The 23,860-nt window shown below is 67.0% G+C and carries 20 protein-coding genes; 14 read left to right on the plus strand and 6 right to left on the minus strand.

Annotated features, from left to right (window positions below; genetic code table 11):
- Positions 1 to 29: 29 nt before the first annotated feature.
- On the minus strand, positions 30 to 1,901 hold the full coding sequence (locus tag BKH28_RS05685; protein ID WP_075417885.1) for an alpha/beta hydrolase: 1,872 nt from the start codon (positions 1,899 to 1,901) through the stop codon (positions 30 to 32).
- 294 nt (positions 1,902 to 2,195) lie between these two features.
- Here BKH28_RS05685 and BKH28_RS13180 point away from each other — a divergent pair, with 294 nt between their 5' ends.
- The 6 genes from BKH28_RS13180 to BKH28_RS05705 all read left to right on the plus strand — a co-directional run bounded on the left by BKH28_RS13180 (position 2,196) and on the right by BKH28_RS05705 (position 8,068).
- Positions 2,196 to 3,395, plus strand: coding sequence for a sensor histidine kinase (locus BKH28_RS13180; protein ID WP_143224083.1), 1,200 nt, complete (start codon positions 2,196 to 2,198; stop codon positions 3,393 to 3,395).
- The gene (locus tag BKH28_RS05695; RefSeq protein ID WP_075417887.1) at positions 3,392 to 4,081 is read left to right on the plus strand and encodes a response regulator transcription factor; all 690 of its coding nucleotides are present in this window, start codon (positions 3,392 to 3,394) and stop codon (positions 4,079 to 4,081) included. The genes BKH28_RS13180 and BKH28_RS05695 overlap by 4 nt, the downstream gene beginning before the upstream one ends.
- A gap of 1,215 nt (positions 4,082 to 5,296) precedes the next feature.
- On the plus strand, positions 5,297 to 5,581 hold the full coding sequence (locus tag BKH28_RS13345; protein WP_143224084.1) for a hypothetical protein: 285 nt from the start codon (positions 5,297 to 5,299) through the stop codon (positions 5,579 to 5,581).
- A 148-nt stretch (positions 5,582 to 5,729) separates the two neighbouring features.
- The gene (locus BKH28_RS13350; protein ID WP_143224085.1) at positions 5,730 to 6,038 is read left to right on the plus strand and encodes a hypothetical protein; all 309 of its coding nucleotides are present in this window, start codon (positions 5,730 to 5,732) and stop codon (positions 6,036 to 6,038) included.
- Between the two features lie 48 nt (positions 6,039 to 6,086).
- Positions 6,087 to 6,548: a hypothetical protein gene (locus BKH28_RS13945; RefSeq protein WP_075417888.1), complete on the plus strand. Its 462-nt coding sequence runs from the start codon at positions 6,087 to 6,089 to the stop codon at positions 6,546 to 6,548.
- Between the two features lie 203 nt (positions 6,549 to 6,751).
- Positions 6,752 to 8,068: a GDSL-type esterase/lipase family protein gene (locus BKH28_RS05705; RefSeq protein ID WP_075417889.1), complete on the plus strand. Its 1,317-nt coding sequence runs from the start codon at positions 6,752 to 6,754 to the stop codon at positions 8,066 to 8,068.
- Between the two features lie 113 nt (positions 8,069 to 8,181).
- Here BKH28_RS05705 and BKH28_RS05710 read toward each other — a convergent pair whose 3' ends face one another.
- Together BKH28_RS05710 and BKH28_RS05715 are read right to left on the minus strand one after the other, a co-directional pair.
- Complete coding sequence (locus BKH28_RS05710) at positions 8,182 to 9,051, minus strand: inositol monophosphatase family protein (RefSeq protein WP_081380062.1); 870 nt, start codon at positions 9,049 to 9,051, stop codon at positions 8,182 to 8,184.
- Positions 9,048 to 10,517 carry an amino acid permease gene (locus BKH28_RS05715; RefSeq protein ID WP_178388835.1) on the minus strand — a complete coding sequence of 490 codons (1,470 nt, stop codon included), beginning with the start codon at positions 10,515 to 10,517 and terminating at the stop codon, positions 9,048 to 9,050. Before BKH28_RS05715 ends, BKH28_RS05710 begins: the two co-directional genes overlap by 4 nt.
- An 80-nt stretch (positions 10,518 to 10,597) precedes the next feature.
- Here BKH28_RS05715 and BKH28_RS05720 point away from each other — a divergent pair, with 80 nt between their 5' ends.
- From BKH28_RS05720 to BKH28_RS05745, 6 genes are all read left to right on the plus strand, one after another.
- Positions 10,598 to 12,268 carry a DUF2079 domain-containing protein gene (locus BKH28_RS05720; protein WP_075417891.1) on the plus strand — a complete coding sequence of 557 codons (1,671 nt, stop codon included), beginning with the start codon at positions 10,598 to 10,600 and terminating at the stop codon, positions 12,266 to 12,268.
- Entirely contained in the window at positions 12,261 to 12,836 is a 576-nt protein-coding gene (locus tag BKH28_RS05725) for a FluC/FEX family fluoride channel (RefSeq protein WP_256695511.1), read from the plus strand. Before BKH28_RS05720 ends, BKH28_RS05725 begins: the two co-directional genes overlap by 8 nt.
- Positions 12,833 to 13,315 carry a fluoride efflux transporter FluC gene (locus BKH28_RS05730; protein ID WP_075417892.1) on the plus strand — a complete coding sequence of 161 codons (483 nt, stop codon included), beginning with the start codon at positions 12,833 to 12,835 and terminating at the stop codon, positions 13,313 to 13,315. Before BKH28_RS05725 ends, BKH28_RS05730 begins: the two co-directional genes overlap by 4 nt.
- A gap of 202 nt (positions 13,316 to 13,517) precedes the next feature.
- The gene (locus BKH28_RS05735; RefSeq protein ID WP_256695512.1) at positions 13,518 to 14,366 is read left to right on the plus strand and encodes a DsbA family protein; all 849 of its coding nucleotides are present in this window, start codon (positions 13,518 to 13,520) and stop codon (positions 14,364 to 14,366) included.
- Between the two features lie 191 nt (positions 14,367 to 14,557).
- Positions 14,558 to 15,505, plus strand: coding sequence for an ROK family glucokinase (locus tag BKH28_RS05740; protein ID WP_075417894.1), 948 nt, complete (start codon positions 14,558 to 14,560; stop codon positions 15,503 to 15,505).
- Between the two features lie 369 nt (positions 15,506 to 15,874).
- Positions 15,875 to 16,822 carry a siderophore-interacting protein gene (locus tag BKH28_RS05745; protein WP_075417895.1) on the plus strand — a complete coding sequence of 316 codons (948 nt, stop codon included), beginning with the start codon at positions 15,875 to 15,877 and terminating at the stop codon, positions 16,820 to 16,822.
- A 186-nt stretch (positions 16,823 to 17,008) separates the two neighbouring features.
- Here the strand turns inward: BKH28_RS05745 and BKH28_RS05750 are convergent, their stop codons facing one another.
- Together BKH28_RS05750 and BKH28_RS05755 are read right to left on the minus strand one after the other, a co-directional pair.
- Positions 17,009 to 18,304, minus strand: coding sequence for an AI-2E family transporter (locus tag BKH28_RS05750; RefSeq protein WP_075417967.1), 1,296 nt, complete (start codon positions 18,302 to 18,304; stop codon positions 17,009 to 17,011).
- Positions 18,305 to 18,442: 138 nt separating this feature from the next.
- Positions 18,443 to 19,267: an alpha/beta fold hydrolase gene (locus BKH28_RS05755; RefSeq protein WP_075417896.1), complete on the minus strand. Its 825-nt coding sequence runs from the start codon at positions 19,265 to 19,267 to the stop codon at positions 18,443 to 18,445.
- A gap of 40 nt (positions 19,268 to 19,307) precedes the next feature.
- On the opposite strand from BKH28_RS05755, the gene BKH28_RS05760 reads away from it, so the two are divergent.
- Together BKH28_RS05760 and BKH28_RS05765 are read left to right on the plus strand one after the other, a co-directional pair.
- Positions 19,308 to 19,790, plus strand: a complete 483-nt coding sequence (locus BKH28_RS05760; protein ID WP_075417897.1) for an S-ribosylhomocysteine lyase — start codon at positions 19,308 to 19,310, stop codon at positions 19,788 to 19,790.
- A gap of 393 nt (positions 19,791 to 20,183) precedes the next feature.
- Positions 20,184 to 21,152 carry an AlbA family DNA-binding domain-containing protein gene (locus BKH28_RS05765; RefSeq protein ID WP_075417898.1) on the plus strand — a complete coding sequence of 323 codons (969 nt, stop codon included), beginning with the start codon at positions 20,184 to 20,186 and terminating at the stop codon, positions 21,150 to 21,152.
- Positions 21,153 to 21,395: 243 nt separating this feature from the next.
- Here BKH28_RS05765 and BKH28_RS05770 read toward each other — a convergent pair whose 3' ends face one another.
- Positions 21,396 to 23,735, minus strand: coding sequence for an MMPL family transporter (locus BKH28_RS05770; RefSeq protein WP_075417899.1), 2,340 nt, complete (start codon positions 23,733 to 23,735; stop codon positions 21,396 to 21,398).
- Between the last annotated feature and the right edge of the window lie 125 nt (positions 23,736 to 23,860).

The following is a 23,860-nucleotide window of genomic DNA, read 5'->3' on the forward strand; positions in this document are numbered from 1 at the left end:
GAACCCGGCCCCGCCCGCTCATGCGACGGTTACTCGCTGCCGCGGCAGGTCAGGCCCTCCTTGGGCATAGTGCCGGAGATCAGGTAGGTGTCGACGGCGTCGTTGACGCAGGAGGCGTCGCCGCCGTAGGCGGTGTGTCCGTTGCCCTCCCAGGTCAGCAGCTGGCCGGAGTCGAGCTGCTCAGCGAGGGACTTCGACCAGGCGTACGGGGTGGCCGGGTCCCCGGTGGTTCCCACCACGAGGATCGGCGCGGCGCCGTGGGCGTGGATCTGCGTGGGCTTCCGGGTCCCGTTGTGTCCCCAGACGCTGCACACCAGGTCCATGCCGACCGAGGTGTTCCCGAAGATCGGAGCCACACGCTTGGCCTCCTCGTACTGCGCGGCCCAGGTCGTCTTGTCGCCCTCCACCGGGTAGTCCAGGCAGGTGACGGCCTGGAAGGCACCACCGCTGTCGTCCTTCGAGGCGGCGTCCTGCTCCTCGGTGGCCGCGAAGGCCGAGCCGTCGCGGTGGTTGATGGCCTGGTCGAGGGCCTTGTTCAGGGGCTCCCAGTTCTGCTCGGTGGTGTAGAGGTACTCGCTCAGGGCAGTGACGATGTCCGAGCCGGTCACGGTGCGGTTCGGGTCACCGGTCGACAGGGGCGTGCTGTTGGCGGAGGTGATGAGGTCACGGACCTGCTGGACTCCGGCGTCGGTGCCACCGCTCAGCGGGCAGCCGGCGGAGGCCTGGCAGTAGTCGACGTAGGTGCGCAGCGCCTGCTCGAAGCCCTTGGCCTGCCCCAGCCCCTGCTCGGCGAGGGACAGGGAGGGGTCGATGGCGCCGTCGAGCACCATGCGCCCGGTGTTGGCGGGGAAGTTATCGGCGTAGACGGAGGCGAGGTAGGTGCCGTAGGAGAAGCCCAGGTAGTTCATCTTCTCCTGACCGGCCAGCGCCCGCAGGATGTCGAGGTCCCGGGCCGCGGAGACGGTATCGACGTGGTCGAGCAGGGCGGCGGGCTCGGTATTGGAGGCACACTGCTCGGTCAGCTCCTGGAAGGACTGCCGGGTCGACTCCGCCCACTCCTCGTAGGAGTCGCCGCTCGAGGCGGTCCCGGCGGAGGCCGTTGCGGAAGCCGTGCTACCTGCGGAGGGTGCACTCGAGGCCGACGGCAACGCCGAGGTCTCCCCGGAGGCGGAGGGCTCGGCGGTGCTACCGGATGAGTCGTCGTCGCTGGAGCAGGTGATGGCCGTGGAGGAGCCGACCCCGCGCGGGTCGAAGCCGATGATGTCGTAGGCGCTGAGCAGATCGGGGCTGAAGGCGTTGCCCGCCCGCTCGGCGAAGGAGACCCCGGAGTCGCCGGGGCCACCGGGGTTGATGAACAGGGCGCCCTGCGAGTGGCCGCCGGTGGCGGCGCGCTTCTTCATGGCGATTGAGATGGTCTCACCTTTGGGATTGGCGTAGTCGAGGGGGACAGTGATGACGGCACAGCTGAAGCTGGCGTTATCGGTCTCCTCCTCGGAGGAGTCGGACGTCTCGGTCGCGCCGTCGGAACTCGGGGCGGCCGTTGTCTGCGCCGACGTCGTGGCTGCGGTCGTCGTGGAGGCACTCGCCTGGGCGGTCTTCTCGGAGGTCTTCTCCATGCCGTCGGCGGCGCCGCAGGGGTACCAGTTGACGGCCTGACGGTAGAAGGACTCCAGGCCGGAGGGAATCGGGCCCGGGACGGTGGCCGAGCCGCCCGCTGCGGGGGCGACTCCTGTCCCGCAGGCGCTCAGGCACCCGCCGACGAGGACCGCCAAGGCGCTGATCCCCGCACGTCGACGGCGCGGCGAGCCGCCTGTCATCGAGGACTCCGCAGCCGTCTGCGCCGGGTTGGCGCGCCCTGAGTCGACCGGGCGCTGCCTCGCTGTTCTTCTCATGTCCGGCATCCTACAAACGCGACCTGTGCCTGCCGCACAGCGTTCCTTCGCCTGCCACGAGTGCCCAGCGGCACCGACCAAAGAATGAGGGTCGGCCCCACCAAGGAACGATCGCTCATCCATTCGGATGAGGCAGCAGGAAGATGATGTGAAGTCGGGATCGGGTAGCGACGCACACCGCTGATGTCAGAGGAGGACACTCCATACTCGAAATTTGTCTGACCTTCCGCCCCTGTCGTACGCTATACCAGCAGGATCCGATCGTGTGGTTGTTTTTGGCATGAGTCAGGGGGGACGGACATCGTGATAGCAGCGTTCCGTTCTGTCCAGCGTGCTCTTTTGAGGATTTTAAAGCATGTCAGAAAAAGCTCTCAAACCGTACCGACGCCCTACATTATCATCAGCATAGTTTTTGCTCTCATCAACATCTCCCTACCAATAGCGCGCGACGTTATGATCCCCTCAGACATTCCATTCGTCACGCTGGCACCCCTTTTATGTTCGCTCATCCCCTTCTTCCCCCATCCGGCAAGCATTGCATACTCTGTATGTTGGCTCGTTTTGCTCATCGCACCGCATGCGTCCGTCAGCGACATGATAATAACCAATTTACTATTTCACTTTTTTCTCGGTCGCTTTCTGCCCGTAAATAAACTAGCCATAGTTTTTCTATTCAATGAGTCGGCATACGCACTCGCTCTCGCCTCCACCAAGCCTCCGACTCAAGAGATAAGGACTTTTCTTTTTAACGCCATCTCAGGTATAATATTAATCACAATCGGCGTCACGGTTTATCAGGCTGAAAAATATTGGAAAAACAAATTTCGTGCTACTGAGCAACGTCTAAATGAAGTTCGGGATGAGATCGCTAAAGAGATGCACGATCTCGTTGCCTACTCCATGTCGCAAACCGTGCTTCGTGCCCGGCTCGCAGCCGAGAATCCATCTTACCCTCAAGAAGCTCGTAATGACTTCTCTGCACTTGCCGGAAACGGAGCCGACGCCCTCCATGAACTGCGAATACTTCTTTACGCCCTACGAAAAAGTTCCAACTACTCTTCACTTCCTACGCTTGAGGTGTCCATGCAGCCACGTCAGAGCATCGAGGCATCCATGCGCCTCGTGGCGCAAGATCTTCGCAACGCAGGGTTTCAGATAGAGTGTCATATAGCGGACAACGTGAATCTCAACCGAGGTCAAATATCAATTTTGTCTCGCGTTCTTAGGGAGATGGCCGCAAACATCATCCGACATGGCGATCCCAATAAACCTGCAAGTCTCTTTATCTCTCAGAACCAGCAGCATGTCCGGCTGCTTTCCACCAACTCTGTGCGCGAGAGTCGAACCTCACCTCTACCTTCTTCTGGTATGGGCGTATTGGGTATGCAAGAACGACTGGCAGCACTCGATGGCACACTCACGACCTCAAATGAGGACGGAACATGGCTCGTCAGCGCAATCATTCCTATCCCCTCGATTAAGGACACGGAGTACACCACGTGATTGATGTCGGCATTGTCGATGATGACGCCCTTGTTCGCCACGCACTCACCACGCTTCTCAATGCACAGAGTGACATTTCTGTGGCCTGGACGGCTAGCGACGGGGAAGAAGTGATCCAACTTCTCGGCTCGCCCAAGAATTCGTCTGTCCAGGCCATTCTTCTTGACATTCAAATGCCCCGAATGGATGGGATCACCTTATCAACTATCGTTCACAAAAAGCTGCCCAACATCGCAATACTGATACTCACGACGTTTATCAATAGAGAACTAATTGACCGTACCCTGGCAGTCGGAGTGAACGGCTATATCGCGAAAGAAGACTCGATCGAATCCATCGCCGGAGCAATTCGTCAAGCGGTCGGAGGAAATTTAGTACTATCCCCCGGCCCTGGAAACCAGCTACGCACGAGAACTCCATCAACGGCGGACGAAGCCAAACCAAGGCCCACTGAGGAGACGAAGGCAGCAGATGCCTCCGGCCCTCCCGAACTTAGCTGCCTATCACCTCGCGAAATCGAAGTGTTGAAACTCATGATTGACGCTTTATCTAACAAGCAAATCGCCAGACGGCTCAACGTCAGTGAGGCAACAGTGAAAACTCACGTTTCTACACTCATCGCTAAACTTGGAGTACACGATCGAGTAGGCGCAGTGGTCAAAGCATTGCGTCACGGACTCGCCTAGAATTTTTCCGATAAACGTGCATAGTTTTCGACAAATGAGGGCATGCAACTAACCAGCCATGGCGGGAAATCACGAGTGAGAAACATCGATTGTGAACGGTTCTGAGTCAGCGATAGCTACAGACTTCCGAATGGTATGAGCTTTGGTAAGGATTCGACGATGGGGATGATCACGACAGGCTCAGCACGGTCACCCTTGCACCCGGTCTGAAGTGGGAGGCCGTTGCGGAAGGCCAGTAGCTCAGCAATGACCTGAGGCATCCTGTCTCTCCTTGGAGTAGCGGATTTTCTTGAGGTCGTCCTCGCGCTCGACCACAACGTATGAGGTGCAGGAGTGTACGTCGTACAAGCACACGTCAGTCCCATCGGCGGGGACGTAGGGCAGGCAGATCTGTCGATCCTGTTGCCGCCGCCAAATGGACAAAGGCGCCTTCAAGCATCTTCCGCAGCGACCGAGTACTAGGCTCAACTCACATCACCGAGTACCGGCCGAACCGGCCGAAGTCGACGAATCATCGACAGCGCGGGATAGGGTCCGGGACTGGCTACCCCAGAGCAACGCAGCGATAATCATTATTGGTAACATTCTCATCGGCGGTGTTGTTGACCGCGCCCGTATTGGCAATCGCTTCTGCTTCAACATCTCTCCTCTGATCGCGATCTGCACGGCCATCACTCTGAGACTGCCCAGAACGTCACGTAGAGACGGACTCACCTCCCCACTCCATAACAGTGGAATGCCGAAAACATTTAAAAGCAAAAACTGTCAATATACGCGGCGGGAGTCTTAGATCTTATCAATGCGACTATCATCCACATGGCCCAACCGATCGGCCGATCCCCTGGCGTAAAAGTGGTGCCACTATTGATTCGTCACACCGACCACATCAACCTAAAAGGGAGTCTCAATGTTTTTCTTCCTTCCATCCAGGCGCCTACCAAATCCAACTAATCCAAAATCTGGCCTTGATTGGGCATGTTGGCTTATTGGGTTCTGCTGACGATTTTCACGACGAACAACCACACTGCCACCCATCGACCTTATTTCTAATACAGAACATTCCAGGAAAGGGGATCACATCACGCAATAAAAAGCACCCAACATCGCGCATATCGAACCGCACGAATAGCATGGTTACACACACTCTCCGAATGGCTGCGCTATTCACCCAACTGACGACATCACTAGTCATCACCACAGAAACAAGGAGCGATCATGAAGAAGTATCTGAAGGGCGCAATCACTGCAGGCGCCGCAGGCATCATCCTTGCAGGAGGAATGGCCTCTCCCGCGTCCGCCGCTATCAAAGGCCCCTTCTACGTGACGGGCCCCGGACCGGGAAAGTGCCATGAGATTACTATTGAGTTCTACACGCCGGGATCCGCACAGCACTCAAGGATCGAACGCATGACTAAGTGCGGTACTGGCAAAACAGTTCGGCACTACAATTCGAACCACACTAAGTGGCGGATCATCGGTAACCGAGTGTACCGTATCTGAATCCCCTAGCCCTCAGTTCTCGCGCAACTGTCGACAACAGCTCAGGAAATCCGCGTAGTCACAGTTCAACATCGGCCGGTGTGCACCACAAAGGACTGTGGTGCACACCGGCCCACCATCACCTCAGCATTAAAAAGGGAGACATAGAATGAAGACATCAATCAAGGGGGCATTAACAGCCGGCGTCGTTGGCGTGATCCTGGCAAGTAGCCTGGCGACATCAGCCAATGCTGCAGTTATCGAGCGCGATTTCAGCGTCACCGGCCCCGGTGCCGGAAAGTGCCGCGAACTCGACATCGAATTTTACACGCCCGGATCATCGCAAGCGCCTCGACATGAAAGCCTGCTTGCTTGCGGAAATCGCACAGCCACCGCTCACTTCCGTTCCAATCACACTCACGTAAGAACGACGGAGCGAGACATTTGGGACGGCCCTTTCAAAGTGTACAGTAACTGATCCACGAAACTCGCAAGGGCCCGGCGGTGCAGATCGTGTCCAAGTCCTGTGGGAGGCCTTACACGATGCCTACGCCCGTCTGGGGCTGGGCGAGGCGGTTGTGGATGGCTGTGCCTTGGAGCAGACAATCGCGCTCGTCTGACCGAGCCGATCTCCAAGGCCCAGCTCCACCACATCCTGGGTAAAGCAGGCAGAGGTAAGCCAGCATGCGGAGTTCCGCACCCCACCGGTTCCTTCACCCTCACCCGCGACGGCGACCAGCTGGCCCTGGACGCCTCAGCCTCCACCGACACAGACGGCGCGATCGCCGGCATCGACTGGTACGTCCAGCACGCCGACGGCACCGAGGAGAACCTCACCGGCACCCGGGCAACCACCACCGTCCCCACCGACAAGCAGGCCGTCGTCACCGCCGTCCCCACCGACAAGCAGGCCGTCGTCACCGCCGTCCCCACCGACAACCAGGACAAGGAGACCTTCACCACCCAGACCTCCCCCACCATCAGTTAACAGCCAGAATCCCGGCCCAATACCGACAGATTCTTCACAGACGACGCGGCTCCGGGTCGTCTGTGAAGAATCTGTTGTTAGAAAGGCAAAGCGCGGCCATCAGGGCGCCGACGGCGCATCCGTCCCTTCCCGAAGTCGCCGACTTGGTCCCGCTGCCGGGTCGTGGTTGACTCAACGCCCTACCACGATCCGAGGAGCGCCATTTGCCCGCGTCCGGCACCCCGCCGCAGCCCGCCGACCAGGCCGGCTCTACCGACTCGACCACTCACCACCCACGCCGTCGGCGCCGCCCGGCCGGGCGGCTGGTGCTGCTCACGGTCATCGCGGTTCTGCTCGGCGCGAGCCAGGCGACACCCGCGGTGCATCTCGACCCACCCGACCTCAGCGGCCTGCCGGAGGGGGCCTACGTGGCTCTGGGCGACTCCTACGCCTCGGGCTTCGGGGTGCCGCCCTACGCAGAGGGCACCGACGTCACGGACGGCAACACCTGCCGGCGCTCAGCAGGCTCCTACGCGCACATCGTGAGCAAGAGGATCGGGCGGACCCTGGAGATGGGCGCCTGCTCCGGGGCCCGAACCCGCAGCTTCTACGAGGCCAACGAGTCCTGGGGAGAGGTCGCCCAGCTCGACCGACTCGGCCCCGCCACCGGCCTGGTCACCTTCTCCATCGGGGGAAATGACGCCGGCTTCGCCAGGATCCTCGGCGACTGCATCGGCGGTGGAGACCGGGGCTTCCTCTCAGCGGCCGGCTGCAGCAGCGACGCGGAGGTGACCGGTGCGGTCGACGGCGCCATCGACGCCCTGGCCGGCAAGACCACGCGTGACGGCGTCTACAGCTACGAGTCGATCATGACCGATATCGGCACCCGGTCCCCCAACGCAGCGGTCGTTGCCGTCGGCTACCCGCGCCTCTTCCCCGAGCAGGGTGGATCCGGCGGGCTCCTCCTGGGCCGCTGCCACGGCGTCACCAAGGTGGACCAGCGCTGGATCAACGCCAAGACCGACGAGCTCAACACCGCTTTCAAGGCCGCGGCCCTGCGCCACGGCTACCTGTTCGCCGACCCCACTGAGAACTTCGAGCGCCACGAGCTGTGCGGCCGTCACGGCTCGTGGATGTTCGGGCTGCTCGAGACCGGGCGCTTCCACCCCAACATCGACGGTCACCGCGCCACGGCCGACGCCGTCATCAAGGCCCTGGGCGTCGCCAACCGGACCACCCAGCCGGCCCAGCTCGCCGACGTCGAGGCGCAGGCCGCCAATGCCCGGCCCGTGGCTGCGATCAGCGTCTCCCGTAACGGCGATCAGCTGGCCCTGGACGCCTCGGCCTCCACCGACACCGACGGCGCTATCGCGAGCGTCGACTGGTACCTCCAGCACGCCGACGGCACCGAGGAGGTCCTCACCGGTGCCCGGGCAACCACCACGGTCCCCGCCGATGAGCAGGCCGTCGTCACCGCCGTCGTCACCGACAACCAGGGCAAGGAGACCTTCTCCAGCCAGGTCTCCCCGGCCGCCAGCTGACCGTCCGCGCGTTCGCGGGGTAGGTCGCTCGGTCGTACCTTTAACCCTCGAACGCGCGGCATAAGGCACGAACGCGCGAGGGCGGGTCACCCCCTGGCCCAGCCCTGCGAGCTTCAGTCGCCGACGGCGCGCAGGTGCCTCAGCACCTCGGCGTGGGCGGTCGGGGTGCCCACGAGGAGCGAGCCGGCGCGGCGCACATCGAAGGGCGCCCCGTCCATCCGGGTGAGAACCACGCCGGCCTCGGTGCACAGCAGCGCCCCGGCCGCGACGTCCCAGGGCTGGAGCAGCGGCTGGGCGTAGACGACCGCGCCGCCCGCGGCCACCTCCGCCATCTCCAGGGCGGCCGCCCCGTAGCAGCGCATGCCGCGCGAGGCCTCGATGGCCCGACCGATGCCCGCGTCCTGCGTGAGCTGGTAGTGGGCGATGAGCATGCCCTCGCTCAGAGGCAGGTCCTCCACCGGCTCCAGCGTCCGCGGCATCGCACCGTCGGCGCCCGCCGCCTCCACCGTGAGCGGCTGAACCGATGCGCCCCGTCCGCGGATGGCCGTGTAGAGCCGGCCCGCCACGGGGTCGGCGAGGACTGCGACCACGGGCTCGCCGTCGTCGACCAGGGCCAGGGAGATGGCCCAGTCGCGGTGGGTGGCCACGTAGTTGAGGGTTCCGTCGATGGGGTCGAGCACCCAGGCCCGCCCGCGGTAGTCCTCGAAGTCCTCGACACGGTGCGCCTCCTCGCCGTGGAGGGGGATGCCGGTGGCCTCCAGGTTGTCGGCGATGCGCTCCTCGACGCCGCGGTCGACCTGGGTGACCAGGTCGTTGCGGTGCGCCTTGGCCTCGACGCGCAGCTCCTCACCCGGGTTCAGGGCGAAGGCGGCCGCCCGGCGGACCGCAGCCACCCCGCGAGCGAGCAGGTCCTCCAGGGAGGCCGACGACGTCGACCCCTCCGACGGCTTCGGTGTCACTGCCCCTCCACCACCAGCACTCACGACTGGAGCTCCTGCGGCCTGGAGAGTCGGCGGCTGTGGACGAACCAGGCCACACCCAGCACCACCAGCCACAGGGGTGAGGCGAAGACCGCGATACGGGTGTCGTGGGCCTGGGTGAGGGTCCAGACGACGAAGGCGAAGAAGGCCAGGCACAGCCAGGCCGCCCAGCGCTCACCGGGCAGGCGGAAGGCGCTGGCCCGGTGCAGCTCGGGCCGCAGGGTGAGGAACCGCAGGTAGCTCACGACGATGATGCACCACACGAGAATGAACAGGACGCTGGCCACCGTGGTCACCGTCGTGAAGGCCTCGATGATGGACTTGGAGGTGTAGAGCAGCGGGATCGAGGTGAGCAGACTGGCGCAGGTGACGGCCAGGGACACACCCGGCACCGAACGGGCCGTCAGCTTGCGGAAGATGTGGGGGGCGTTGTCCGCCCAGGACAGGCCGAAGAGCATCCGGGAGGTGGAGTAGACCCCGGAGTTGGCCGACGACGCCGCGGCCGTGAGCACCACGAAGTTGACGACACTGGCGGCCACGCTGAGCCCCGCCAGGGCGAACATGGCCACGAAGGGACTGTCCTTGGGGTTGATCTCCTGCCAGGGGGTGACGGCCATGATGGCCGCGAGCGCCCCCAGGTAGAACAGGACGATGCGCACCGGGATGGCGTTGATGGCCCGCGGGAGAGTGATCTCCGGGTCCTTGGCCTCGGCGGCCGCGGTCCCCACGAGCTCGGTGCCCACGAAGGCGAAGATGGCGATCTGGAAGGCCCCGAAGAACCCGCTCGCACCGTTGGGGAACAGGCCTCCGCTCCAGATGTTGGAGAGCTGGGCGTGGGCGCCGTTGGGCGCCGTGAACCCGCGCAGCACCATGAAGGCACCGACGACGACGAGCGCCATGATGGCCACGATCTTGATGATGGAGAACCAGAACTCGATCTCCCCGAAGGCCTTGACGGTGGCGAGGTTGAGGCTGAACAGGAGGACCACGGTGACCACCGGCGTGATCCACAGCGGCAGGTCCGGCCACCAGTACCTCACGTACCCGGTGATGACGATGACCTCGGCCACGGCCGTCACCAGCCAGCACACGTAGTAGGTCCAGCCCACGAAGAAACCGGCCCACGGCCCGATGAGGTCATGGGCGACGTCGGCGAAGGACTTGTAGGACAGGTTGGACAGCAGCACCTCGCCCAGGGCCCTCATAACCAGGAAGAGGATGGCGCCGATGATCGCGTAGACGAGGAACACACCGGGACCGGCCAGGGCGATCGTCTTTCCCGACCCCATGAACAGCCCGGTTCCGATCGCCCCGCCGATGGCGATGAGCTGGACGTGGCGGTTGGTGAGGTGGCGCTGGAGCCGGGGCTCGGCGTCGTGGTCCACCATCGGGTCGAGGTCAGGCCGCATGGGCGGCGCTGAGGACTCGGCCGCCGAGGTGGAATCGGCGGGCGGCGGCGTGTGGGACATCTCGTCTCCTGATCGTGGGTGACGCCACGAGCCTAGCGCTACGAGGTTCATCCCCGATTCACACGGGTAGGCTCAGCGCCGTGAACTTCAAGGAGCAGGTCCGCCACTCGATTCCGGCTGCGATCGTCGTCGTCATCGGCGCCTGGGTGATGATCTACTACTCGATCGTCCAGTGGGAGACGATGAAGCAGGTCCCCAGCTGGGACCTGGCGATCTTCTCCGAGCTGGCCAAGGCCTACTCCCACTTCCAGGCCCCGATCGTGCCGGTCAAGGGTGATGGGTACAACCTCCTGGGTGATCACTTCCACCCGATTCTCCTTCTCCTGGGGCCGATCTGGCGGCTCTTCCCCACCCCCTTGAGCCTGCTTATCACCCAGGACCTGTTGTTGGCGGTCTCGGCCTGGCCGCTGACCCGCCTGGCCAGCCGGCTGACGAATCAGTGGGTGGGCGGCGCCCTGGGGCTCGTCTACGTCCTGTCCTGGGGGATGCAGGGAGCCGTGGCCGCGCAGTTCCACGAGATCGCCTTCGCCATGCCGATGCTGGCCTGCGCCTCGGTCGCCTTCGTGGAGCGGCGCTGGGTGGCGGTGACGGCCTGGTCGGCGCCACTGGTCCTGGTCAAGGAGGACATGGGGCTGACGGTCCTCATGATCGGGGTGGCCGTCATGCTCACCTCGCTGGTGCCGGCCTGGTACCGCAGCTGCACGGTCAGCGGGGCCGGTGGCCGGGGAGCCGACGTCCTCGACGACGCCGCTGAGGCCGATGCCGCCCGCAACCGGCGTCGGGGGCTGCGCCTGGGCGTGGGCATGATCGTCGGCGGGATCGCGGCCTTCCTCTTCTCCATCCTGGTGTTCCTGCCGGCCTTCAACATCAACGGGGTGTGGGACTACGGGCTGAGCTCGCAGGACAAGCCCACCTCACCGGACGCCCTGGCCCAGAAGGTCAAGGTGGTCGTCATGCTGATTCTCACCAGCGGGATCGTCGGGGTGACCTCACCGTGGCTGCTCGTGGTGCTGCCGACGCTGGCGTGGCGGTTCCTGGGGTCGGTGGAGTTCTACTGGGTGTGGGACAACTGGCACTACAACGTCACCCTCATGCCGATCGCCCTGGGGGCGCTGCTCGACGTCGTCGCCCGCCGCCGAGCGCACGGCTCCTACGTGGCCGACCGCCCCGTCAGAGAGGTGGGGGTCGACGGCCGGGAGGTCATGGACTCCTCAGCCGAGACCTCCGAGGACGAGAGCACCGCCGATGAGTCCGACGTCGACGTCCCGCACCGGCACCCGACCGCCTTCCCCACCTGGCTCACGGTGCCGATGCGGCACCGCTTCGTGGTCGCGACGAGCATCCTCACCGCCGTGGTCACCGGGGTCCTGACCGGCCCCTACCTCCCGCTGTGGAAGGCCACCGACCAGAACTTCGACCCACTGAGCGCCGAGGCCAAGGAGACTGACGAGGCGAAGAAGCCCGAGACGCGGCGGGTGGCCACCGCCCGCGAGGTCATCGCCACCATCCCCGAGGGGGCCACGGTGGTCACCGACCTGTCGCTGCTGGCCTACCTGGTACCCCGGGCCGAGGTCTCCTGGTCGGGCACGAGCGGCCCCGACAAGGAGTACATCGTCATGAGCCGGAACAGCAACAACCAGTGGGGCACCACCGACGCCGCCACCTGGGGCGAGAGGCACACCACGCGGGGGGCCACCTACTCCCTCATCTTCAACAAGGACGGCTACCAGATCGCCAAGCGCGATGACTGAGGCGGGCCCCGGCGCCGATGCTGACACCCACGACGCCTCCGAGGCCGTGGGCGTTCCCAAACCAGGGGCTGTCCCCGACCCAGAGGCTGAGCCATCACCCACGGCCGCTGCGGGCTCCCCGCCAGTGGTCGGGCGGGCTCCGTCAGTGGCCGCCTCCCTGGCCCTGGTCGCCGCGGGAGGTTGCGCGGGCACGCTGGTGCGCGCGGCCCTGGCGCGGGCCTGGCCCACAGCACCCGGGCACCTGCCGGTGACGACGCTCGCCCTCAACGTCGTCGGGGCCCTGGCCCTGGGTCTGCTGCTCGGGACGCTCGGCGAAGGACGTCCCCGCCTGAGGCTGGCCCTGGGCACGGGGGTGCTGGGCGGGCTGACGACGCACTCGACCTTCATCCTGGAGAGCCACCGGCTGCTGGCCCCCGGAGGGGACGCCGGCCACCCGGTCCTCGGCGCCGCCTATCTGGTGGGGTCGATGGCGGCCGGGCTGGGCGCGGCCGGCCTCGGGCTGTGGCTGGCCTCTCGCCTGCACCGCCCGGGCCACGCAGACGGCGGTCTCCTCCCGGAGGCGTCATGAGCGGGGCCGCTGCCCCCGGACTGGCGACCTGGCTCGCCGACTGGCTCCCCCTGGCGATGGCCGGCGGGGTGGGGGCGGCCTGCCGCTGGTGCGTGGACACCGCCGTCAGCCGCTTCAGCGGCCGAGCCGTCCGGGACGCCTCAGCGGGCGCCTTGCAGCGGCGTCGTTCCGGGGTGCGGGCGCTGCGGATGCCGTGGGGCACCGTCGTCGTCAACGTGACGGCCTGCCTCCTCATGGGCGTGCTCGTGGGGTGGGCGGGAGGCCCACCGCACTCCGGGAGCTGGGCCGCCACCGCGCTGACTGTTCTGGGGACCGGATTCCTGGGCGGGTACTCGACCTTCTCCACGGCCTGCGTCGAGGGGGCGCGCCTGGTACTGGCAGGGCGGTGGGGGCCGGCCATCGTGCACACGACCCTCATGACGGTGGCGACGCTGGGCGCCGTCGGACTCGGGCTGGCCGGCGGCGCAGCACTGCGCTAGGGCTGCGTCCGGCCGGGAGCCCCGACTCACTTCGACCGAATCTTCAAAAACGACGCGTATACGTGTCGCCTGTGAAGATTCGGTCGAAGTATGCGCGACGACGTCGCTCCGAGACCAACCTGAGACGGCTGTGACGAACTGTGCTCTCATCTGCCGTATCAGGCGTGCTGTGGGGCGTGCCTCCTCTGACAGACTCGCTGCCATGAGTGTTCAGCCGCCTTCTCCGACGCCGACCCAGTCGAGGACCAACCGCGCCACGGTGATCACCCTCGTGGTCATCGCCGTCATCCTGGCCGTCCTCGCCGCGGTGCTGCTGCACAACGTCGCCTCCCGGCGCCATGACGCCGCCGCCACCAGCCAGGCCTCCGGCTCCGATTCTTCCACCGCGGTCCGCGAGCCCGTACCGGCCCCTCCGGTCGCCGACCAGCAGACCCTGGAGCTCATCCGCTCCGAGACCCATCGCGACCCGGCCGACGGCCAGGCCAAGGGCAAGGTCGACGCACCGGTCGTCATGGTCATCTACTCCGACTTCGCCTGCCCCTACTGCACCCAGTTCGCCCAGAACGTCGAGCCCGAGCTGGACAAGCTGGTCGACCAGGGAACGTTGCGCATTGAATGGCGCGACCTGGCCCAGATCAGTGAGACCTCGCCCCTGGCCGCTCAGGCCGGGCGGGCCGCCGCCAAACAGGGCAAGTTCTGGGAGTTCCACGACGCCGTCTACGCCGCCGCCGACCCCAAGGACCACCCGGCCTACACCGAGGACTCCCTGGTCGACTTCGCCAAGAAGGCCGGGGTGCCGGATCTGAAGAAGTTCCGCGCCGACATGACCGCCGACGAGACCGTCAAGGCCGTCTCCGAGGCCACCAACCATGCCCACTCCATCGGCATTCAGGGCACCCCGTTCATGATCGTGGGCGAGACCTATATCAACGGCTACCAGGACGCCGACTACATGACGGCGGTCGTCAAGAGCCAGGCCGCCAAGGCCAAGGAGGCCAAGGGAGCCACGAGCCCCGCGGCACCGGCGTCGGCGTCGGCGTCGGCTAACTGACCACCACGGAGCGGAGCAACGACGGGTTCGGGCGGCGGGCTCACTCGATCCGCCTTAGGGTTCATCCCCCGACTCGCCCCACCGGCGGGCCGGGGGACGCTATTCTTCCACCACCTGTCCCATCGATCGTCTGACGAGCAGCAACGCGGATGGCAACGTCAACAACGGTTGTTTCAACAAGGAGCGCGAGCATGGCACTGAGCATCGGCGTGGATGTCGGCGGAACGAAGATCGCGGCCGGCGTCGTCGACGACGACGGGAAGGTTCTTCAGACGATTCGGCGCGATTCTCCCGCCTTCAGCCGCCAGGCGATCATCGACACGATCACGATGGTGGTGCACCGGCTGCAGGAGGACTTTCCCGACGTGGCCACCGTGGGCATCGGGGCGGCCGGGATGGTGTCCTCGGACCGCAACACGATGGCGCACGGCACCAACCTGGACTGGACCGGGATGCGGATCGGCGACGTCATCTCCGAGGGCGTGGGCCTGCCCGTCGTCGTCGAGAACGACGCCAACGCCTTCGGGTGGGCCGAGGCCCGCTTCGGGGCGGCCCGGGGCAAGCGCAACGCCCTCATCGTGGCCATCGGTACCGGCGTCGGCGGGGCGATCATCGTCGACGGCCACCTCCTGCGCGGGGCGGCCGGATTCGGCGGGGAGATCGGGCACATCAACGTCGTCCCCGGCGGGCGCCCCTGCGGCTGCGGACTGCGAGGCTGCCTGGAGCGCTACAGCGCCGGCACGGCCCTGGGGGTCAACGGCTGGGAGCTGGCGCAGTTCCGCCCCGGCTACGCGGCCCGCATCATTGAGCTCTCCGGCGGCAACCCGGAGCACATCTCGGGCAAGGCCGTCACCGCCGCGGCCCGCGAGGGCGACCCGGCCGCCCTGGAGTGCTACGAGCAGCTCACCCACTGGCTGGGGGTGGGGCTGGCGGACATGTGCGCGCTGCTGGACCCTGAGGTCATCGTCATCGCCGGTGGCCTGGCCGAGGCCGGCGACATCCTGCTGACTCCCGCCCGCAAGGCCTTCGCCGAGAACCTCACGGCCGGCACCTACCGGCCCACCATTCCGGTGGTCCTGGCCGAGGGAGGTCAGGAGGCCGGGCTCGTCGGCGCCGCGGACCTGGCCCGCCAGCCCTGAACCACCCGGGCACCATCCTCGGGTCGGCCTGGAAACCATCAGCCATCCGGGCTCTTACGGGAACCTTGCGAGATGACGCGGCGTCAGCGTGCGCTATTGCACCGACCCTCCCATTGTTAGGTATGCCTTACCTCGGTTAGCGTCGACATACTCGCCCCGCCCTCCAGGCCCATCTCCGGTCCGGCCTTCGGCACGCCCATCATCCTTCCCAAGGGCCGCCATGGCGTGCACGGCACCGGAGAACGGGAGCAGCCCCATCCGATCGCCCAACTACCGGTGCCGTCTGATAGCCGCCTCAAGCAGTCCTCAGAGCGGCCTCGAGGGCGCTTCCCCAACACCACACCACCAGACGCACGAAGGAGTCCCGAGATGAGCCCAGCCAGACCGTCCGCCTCACCGACATCTCCGTTCCGCTTCTTCCGTGTCACAGTGGCGGCAGTCCGCGACGTGACGCCGTCCATGCGGCGCTTCACCTTCATCGGGGATGATCTGGTCCACTACGCCGACCCGGGCTGGGACCAGCGGATCAAGCTGGTGCTGCCGGCGCCGGCGTCGGGTTACAAGCAGCTACCCGACGGCGAGGACTGGTACGGCCGGTTGATGAAGCTGCCCGAGGAGCACCGGTGCCCGATCCGCACCTACACGACGCGCACGGTTCGCCACGAGGCGGAGGTTCCGGACGGAACGCGTGCGGAGGTGGACGTCGACATGGTGGTGCACGATCCGCTCGGCCCGGCCTCTCGGTGGATCCTTGAGGCTGAGGTCGGTACCGAGGCGGTCCTGCTGGGGCCGAACCGGCAGTGGGACGGCGATGCCGGGGGCGTGGACTTCGTACCTCCGCAAGTGACCGAGCGCTACCTGCTGGGCGGGGACGAGACGGCGGCACCGGCGATCGCCCGGATCCTAGAGGACCTGCCCGCGAGCGCGCGGGGAGTCGCCGTCGTCGAGATGCCCGGTGACGCGGATGCCCCTTACCTGCCTACGCACCCCGGGATCGAGGTGCGGGTGGCTGGGCGCAACGGCCGCTCGCACGGGGAGCTGCTCGTCGAGGGTGTACGCCGGGCCGCCGAGGAGCTGTGTCCGGTAGGGGTGCCGCAGGAGGTCGAGGAGATCGACGTCGACCGTGAGCTGCTGTGGGACGTGCCGCGCCACGCCAAGGGCGGGGACGCACTCAAGCGCACCACCCTGTACGCGTGGCTCGCCGGGGAGGCGGCTGCGGTGCGGACGATGCGTCGCCACCTGGTCAGCGAACGTGGCATCGACCGGCGCTCTGTGGCCTTCATGGGCTACTGGCGCCAGGGCCGCGCCGAGGCCTGAGCCCGAGGGCTCCCGCACCGGCCAGCTGAACGGCAGATCGCGTCATCGAGAACGTACTTTCCGCGCGAGAACTGCGTTGTCCCGCAGATGACTGGGGGTGGACCTCAGTCGTCTGCGGGAGAAGTACGTTCTCGCGGCGAAGCGCAGTCGCCGATTCCCAGGGGCGCCCAGCTCATCCTCAGACGGTCAGTCCGCCTGGGAGCGTTGACGGCTGCCGGATGGCACGGAGCTGTCGACGTCTTCGGCGCTGTCGGCACTCTGGGCCGTTGCCCCAACCTTCTCAGCCTTGTCGGCGATCCGCTCAACAACCGGCCGGCCGTGGTTGGGATCCGCCTCGCTGACGCCGTCGCCGTCGAGGTCGAGCTGGTCGAGCACTTCCTGGTCGAGCTCATCGGGGTCACGCACGGGCGAGTCGCCGGCGGACAGGAAGATCCCCACCCAGCGCGAGCGGGGGTCGGAGTCGATGAGGAGGGCCTTGACGAACAGCGTCAGCGGCACCGCCAGGATGGTCCCCAGCGCCCCGATGACGGTGGACCAGAACAGCAGGCACAGGAACGTCGTCGTCGTGTTGAGTCCCACCGCGTCCCCGGTGAACTTGGGCTGGATGAGGGACTGGATGACGAAGTTGGCCGCCACGTAGGACAGGACCACCCACAGTGCGGTCCAGGGCCCGGAGTCCACCAGTCCCAGGACCGCCGGCGGGACCACACCCAGGACGAAGCCGATGTTCGGGATGTAGTTGGTGATGAAGGAGACCACGCCCCAGGTGATGGCCATCGGTACGTCCAGGTACCACAGGGTCAGCACATTGATGACGGCCACGATGAGACCGAAGACCGTCGAGACCATCCAGTAGGAGCGCACCGCCTCGCAGAAGGAGACCATGGCGGCGGCCATACCCGGCTTGAGGACGCTGAGGGCGGCGGCGCGGATCTCGATCTTGGCGGTGTCGAACATGAGGAAGACGACCACCATCGCCATGACGCCGAGCATCGCGCTGGCCGAGGTCAGCTGCCCCAGGACCGTCTGCGCCACCGTGACGAGCTGGGAGGTGTCCAGGATGTCGGTGACCTGCTTGAGCACCGTGGACTGGTCGACCCCCATGCCGTTGAGCTGGGTCTCGGCCTGTTTCCAGATCGCCTGGAACTTGGGGGCGTACTGCGGCAGGGTGTCGACGAGCTGGGCGACCGCGACGGCCAGGGCCGCGAACAGCAGCACGACGAAGGTGAAGATGAGCAGGATCGCCGCCGTCGCCGCGACCAAGCGCGGTACCCGATGGCGCGTCATCCAGGACACCAGTGGCCGGACCGTCACCACGAGGGTGAGGGCGAAGAAAGCCGGGGCGAAGAGGTCCTGAATGAGGTAGAGCCCCACCGAGCCGATCGTCAGCGCCGCCAGGAGGTAGGCGACGGTCTCCCCCTGCGTGCGCTCCCCGGGGACGGGGACGGAGGCCTTCCGAGTTTTTTCCGACACAGCTGCCATGGGCGCATCCTCCCACGGACCGACGACGCACCCCGACGCCACGGCCTCAGCGCGCCGCGGGAGCTCCCCGTCCTTCGCACCCGCGGCGACGGCCAGCGGCGGCACTCCGGTAGCGCTCCGACTGCCTGGGGACTCGCCTCACCCCACTGGCAGGACCTCGGCCAGCCAGGTGTCGACGGCGCGGTAGAAGGCCTGCGGGTCGCTGCGGCGCACCTGGTGGCCGGCCCCGGGGATAAGGACCGGGCAGATGCGGGGATTGCGGGCGGCGGTCTCCAGGCCCTCGCGTCCCACACGGGCGCTGCCGGGCCGGTCACCGGTGAGCAGCAGGGCGGGGACGTCGAGAGCGGCCATCGCCTCGTCCCAGGGGACCTCGGGGGTGACGACGCCGGAGAGCAGCAGGGCCGGATCAGTGCGCTGGGAGGCCCACACGCCCGGGAGGGCCTCGGCGTTGGGCATGGTCTCCAGGGCGCGTCCGACGGCGGCGGGCAGGTCGGCGACCTCGGCGGTACGAGCCCGCTCCCGGGCGGCGCCGCGGGCCAGGAGCTCGCGCGGGCTGCGGGTGCCGAAGCGGGCCGGGTCCTCCAGGACGACGCCGGAGACCAGGTCCGGGCGGCGGCCGGCGGCCACCATGGCGGTGGCCGCGCCCATCGAGTGGCCGATGACGACCGGGGCGGGCGGCCTCGACAGTCCCAGGGCGTCCCGTCCGCGCGAGGCGGCCTCCAGATCCTCCAGGACGGCGATGAGGTCCTCCACGAGGATCTCCCCGGCGCGCTCGAGCTGGGCCTGCGTCCACCGCGGGGACAAGCCGTGCCCGCGGGCATCGACCGCGACGACCCGGTACCCGCGGTCCGCCCAGTGGTCGATGGCCTCGGCCAGCGAGACCGCGGAACCGGTGATGCCGTGGAGCAGGACCAGGGTGGGGGCGCCGTCGGGCCCCGTGACGATGCGCGCCAGTGAAGTCATGCCCCCATCCTGCCTCGTCCCCGGCCCGTAGGCTGACCCCATGAGCGAGACGAGCGAGCAGAGCACGCCGAGGATGAACGTCGAGTCCTTCAACCTGGACCACACGAAGGTGGCCGCGCCCTACGTGCGCGTGGCCGACCGCAAGGAGCTGCCCGGCGGGGACGTGCTCGTCAAGTACGACGTGCGGTTCTGCCAGCCCAACCGCGAGCACCTGGAGATGGAGGCCGTGCACTCCATCGAGCACCTGAGCGCCGAGCTCATGCGCAACCACACCGACCGGCTCATCGACTTCTCCCCCATGGGCTGCCAGACCGGCTTCTACGCCCTCATGCTGGGGGTGGGGACCGAGGAGTTCCTGCCGCTTCTGGAGGCGACCTTCCGCGACATCCTCACCGCCGAGGAGGTGCCGGCGGCCAATGAGGTCCAGTGCGGCTGGGGGGCGAACCACTCGCTGGCCGCCGCTCAGGAGGCGGTGCGCGGCTTCCTCGCCGCCCGCGAGGAGTGGACGCGGGTCATGGCCTGAGGCATCCGCCTCTCCCGGCCGGGGACTTTTACTCGCGGTCGGGGACATCCCGCGCGTGCGGGGACACTCGCTCCCAGCCGGGGGCACTTCGCGCCTGCGGGGACGGGATTGCAGTCCCCGACGGCGTCGAATGCCCCCGTCCGGAACAACACGCACCCGGCCACGCGAAATGTCCCCGCCGGTGAGGGCAGAAGCCGAGGAGAGGCCAGTCCTCACATCCTGGCAACACCGTGGCCGGCAGAGTGACGGGGTGAGACGGTGCGCCGTCACCGGGCTCCGACGTCGAGCCCGGTCCGGCACCGGCGCCGACCGTATCCTGAGCCTCACTCAGCCCACCCCCGCCCACCCCGTGCCCGCGCCGCGAGGCACCGACCCGAAGAGAACCTGACGCACGTGGAGAGCATCGATACCGTCACCATCACCAATCCCGCCAACCCCGTCCTCATCTGGTGGGTCATCGCCCAGCCGCTGCTGCTCCTGCTGTCCTTCCTCGTGGGGCGGCTGACGCGGTTCCTGCTGCGCGGGCGGGTCGCTGTGTCGGATGCGGCGGCCACACTCATCGCGCTCGTCGGCCTGTGGCTGGGGCTGCTGCTGGCGGGATGGATCTTCGACGAGGGCGACCTGTTCTCGATCAAGATGCTGGCGACCTCCTGCGGCGTGGCGGTCGTGGTGCTGGTGGCGACCTCCGCGGTGCTGGCGCGCGTCCAGCACCGTCGCACGCTGCTGCCGATCGCGGAGGTCGCCCAGATGGGCGAGTCCGACCGTCTGGAGTTCAAGTCCTCAGCGCGTTGGAACCTACGCACGGACAAGCGCGACGAGGCCATGGAGGAGGTCGTGGCCAAGACGGTGGCGGCCTTCATGAACTCCGCGGGCGGCACACTCCTGCTCGGTGTCGATGACGGCGGCAATCTCATCGGGCTCGGCCCCGACTACACGACCCTCAAACAGCCCGACGCCGACCGCTTCGAGCTGTGGCTGCGCGGCATGTGGCGCACACGCATGGGCACGAACGCGGCTGCGCTGCCGCAGGTGGACTTCGCGCCGACCCCGGATGGGACCGCGGAGGTGTGCCGGGTGACCGCGCCCCCGTCCCCACTGCCGGTCTACCTCAAGCCGGCCAAGGGACGCGACGGGGCGGCACTGTGGGTACGGGTCGGCAACTCGACGCGGCGCCTGGAGGTGGACGACGCCGTCGACTACGTCATGCTGCGCTGGCCGCGGATCAACCACGTGGCCTGGCCGATCCGGCTTGGGAACTTCCTGCTGCGCCGCGACCAGTCGCGCAGGGCACTGCCCATCAACCCGGCCGCGGCCGTCACCGCCGCCACGGGTTCCCGGGACGACGAGGCTGCGGGCAAGTAGGCCGTCATAGGCCAGGCCCGGCGGGGCGACCCGCACAGGCGGGAACAATCTGCGCGTTCGGGGACATGTCCGCACAGCCGGGGACATCCTGCGCGTTCGGGGACGGGATTGCGGTCCCCGACGGCGTCGAACGCCCCCACCCGGAAAGACACGCACCCGGCCGCGCGGAATGTCCCCACCCGTGAGGGCGGGCCGACGGGAATCCGCCTGACCCGCCCTCGCCGGCCACCGCGAGCACCGGACTCAGGACACGACAGCGGCCTCCTTATCCGCAGCATCCTCAGCGTTCTCGGCCTGATTGTCCGCGCAGTCCGTCTCCGGTCGGGCCGACTGGCCGGCGTCGACCTCCTTCTGCTCCAGTGCCTGCTCCAGGCCCTCCCCTTCGACGTCGACGACAGGGAGCAGCCGGTCCAGCCATGCCGGCAGCCACCAAGCCTTCTCCCCCAGCGCCGCCATGAGCGCGGGAATGAGGGTCATGCGCACGAGGAAGGCATCGGCGGCGATCCCGACGGTCAGACCGAGGGCGATGGGCTTGACGTAAACGTTGTCGGTGTGAACGAAGGCCATGAAGACGCCGACCATGATGACGGCCGCCGCCACCACGACTTTCGCACTGCCCAGGAATCCGGTCTCGACCGCCGCCGCGGCCGCCTCACGACGAGCCGCAGGCGTCACGGAAGTCGCGTCACCGCGCCGCCGGCTCCACTCCTCGCGCATGCGCGAGACGAGGAAGACCTGGTAGTCCATGGCCAGCCCGAACAGGACTCCCATGACGATGACCGGCAGGAAGGAGATGACGGCGCCGACCTTGGAGACGGCCAGGAGGTCGGCCGCCCACCCCCAACCGAAGACGGCGCCCACCGCGCCCATGCCCGCCCCCAGCGACAGCAGGTACCCGAGGGTCGCGGTCACAGGAACGGCGACGGAGCGGAAGACCACCATGAGGAGGATGAGCGAGAGGCCCACCACCACGATGCCGAAGGGGATGAGGGCGGCGTTGAGCTCCTCGGCGACGTCGATCGCGACGGCGGTCTGGCCGGTGACCATGACGTTGTCGAGCCCGTAGCGGCTCTCATAGTCGCCGGCGTGGGAGCGGATGTTACGCACGAGCTCCATCGTGGCGGGGTCGGCCTGCGACTTCTCGGGACGGAGCTGGACGAAGGCGAGGGTCCCGTCCTCGTTGGGGGTGGCCAGGGAGACTCCCTCAACGCCGTCGAGCTGGGAGAGGTCACGGGCCAGGCCCTGAACCGCGGCGACGGAACCGGAGGGCTGAGAGACGTCGGCAATCACGACGATGGGGGAGTTGTAGCCCTCGCCGTAGGCCGCGGCGACGGCGTCGTAGGTCTCGCGCTGCTGCGACCCCTTCTCGGCGAAACCGTTGTCGGTCAGGGCCAGGCGCAGGCCGCTGGCGGGGACGGCGCACAGTCCCAGGAGGACGACGACGGCGCCGATCGTCATCCAGGGGCGGCGGGTCACAGCGCGCACCCAGCGGGACGCCGGCCTCCGGTCCGCGTCCGCGCCGCTGGCAGCGACCTTGCCGCGGCGCGGGAGCAGACGCTTCCCGAGGATGCCGATGAGAGCCGGGACGACCGTCAGGGCCACGAGCACGGCCACCGCCACGACCGCCGCCGAGGCCAGTCCCATCGTGGTCAGGAACCTGATGCCGGCCACGCTCAAACCGCACAGGGCCACGATGACCGTGGTACCGGCGAAGACGACGGCCCCTCCGGAGGTGGCGGTGGCCCGCCCTGCGGCCTCGGCCGGCTCGATGCCGTCGGCGAGGTACTCACGCGCCCGCGAGACGATGAACAGTGCGTAGTCGATGCCGACCGCCAGTCCGATCATGACGGCCAGGACCGGGGTGGTGGAGTTGATGTCGGTGATGCTCGCCGCCGCGAGGATGCCGAGCATGCCGGTTCCCACACCGACGGCGGCGGCGATGAGCGGGGTGCCCGCAGCCACGAGGGAACCGAAGGAGATGAGCAGGACGATCGCGGCGATGGCGACGCCGACGAGCTCAACGGCGGAGATACCGATCCCCACCTCCTGGTCGATGTTGCCGCTGCGCTGGACCGTCAGAGACGAGTCCATGGCCTCGGTGCGCTCGGCGAGGGTATCGAGGTCTTGGGCGACGGTCTTGGCCTTCGGCGTGGTTCCGGTGGTGATGGAGCCGACCGAGGCGTCCGCCTGCACCTGGACGAGCACGTGGGTGCCGTCGGCGGAGACGGTCGACGCCACCCCGGTGGCCTTGTCCCCGAAGGGCGGGGAGACCGTGGCGACGCCGTCGATCTGCGAGGCCCGAAGGGCGAAGGCGTTGACGGCCGGGGCGTGGTTCTCGATGCGGCCGTTGGAGCTGGTGATGAGGACCTGCTCGCTCGTGCCGGCCGCTTGGGGAAGCCGGTCGGAGAGGACCTCCAGGCCCCGCATCGACTCGGTACCGGAGATGGTGAAGGTGTCGTCGAGCTGGATACCGGTGGTGGCGACGACGCCACCGAGGGCAGCGATGAGCAGCGCCCAGGCGGCGAGGACCCGGGTGGCGTGACGAGCGCACCATCGCCCCAGGGATAGGAGGAAGTTGGACATGGCAGCCCTTTCAGAAGGTACGGAGATGATCGAATTCGATACGCAAACGTACTGGATACATGTATGTATTGAAACCCAGGACGTTGTGACTCCTCGCACCCCCACAGCGCCGGTAAGGTGGGCGG

The sequence above is a fragment of the Actinomyces oris genome, assembly GCF_001937665.1.
Taxonomy (GTDB): domain Bacteria; phylum Actinomycetota; class Actinomycetes; order Actinomycetales; family Actinomycetaceae; genus Actinomyces; species Actinomyces stomatis.

Coding starts and splice junctions, on each gene's coding strand:
- BKH28_RS05745 (WP_075417895.1), top strand. CDS start 15,875: ATGAGCCCAGCCAGACCGTCCGCCTCACCGACATCTCCGTTCCGCTTC.
- BKH28_RS05750 (WP_075417967.1), bottom strand. CDS start 18,304: ATGGCAGCTGTGTCGGAAAAAACTCGGAAGGCCTCCGTCCCCGTCCCC.
- BKH28_RS05770 (WP_075417899.1), bottom strand. CDS start 23,735: ATGTCCAACTTCCTCCTATCCCTGGGGCGATGGTGCGCTCGTCACGCC.
- BKH28_RS05740 (WP_075417894.1), top strand. CDS start 14,558: ATGGCACTGAGCATCGGCGTGGATGTCGGCGGAACGAAGATCGCGGCC.
- BKH28_RS05755 (WP_075417896.1), bottom strand. CDS start 19,267: ATGACTTCACTGGCGCGCATCGTCACGGGGCCCGACGGCGCCCCCACC.
- BKH28_RS05685 (WP_075417885.1), bottom strand. CDS start 1,901: ATGCCGGACATGAGAAGAACAGCGAGGCAGCGCCCGGTCGACTCAGGG.
- BKH28_RS05715 (WP_178388835.1), bottom strand. CDS start 10,517: ATGTCCCACACGCCGCCGCCCGCCGATTCCACCTCGGCGGCCGAGTCC.
- BKH28_RS05725 (WP_256695511.1), top strand. CDS start 12,261: ATGACTGAGGCGGGCCCCGGCGCCGATGCTGACACCCACGACGCCTCC.
- BKH28_RS05730 (WP_075417892.1), top strand. CDS start 12,833: ATGAGCGGGGCCGCTGCCCCCGGACTGGCGACCTGGCTCGCCGACTGG.
- BKH28_RS05760 (WP_075417897.1), top strand. CDS start 19,308: ATGAGCGAGACGAGCGAGCAGAGCACGCCGAGGATGAACGTCGAGTCC.
- BKH28_RS13350 (WP_143224085.1), top strand. CDS start 5,730: ATGAAGACATCAATCAAGGGGGCATTAACAGCCGGCGTCGTTGGCGTG.
- BKH28_RS13345 (WP_143224084.1), top strand. CDS start 5,297: ATGAAGAAGTATCTGAAGGGCGCAATCACTGCAGGCGCCGCAGGCATC.
- BKH28_RS05735 (WP_256695512.1), top strand. CDS start 13,518: ATGAGTGTTCAGCCGCCTTCTCCGACGCCGACCCAGTCGAGGACCAAC.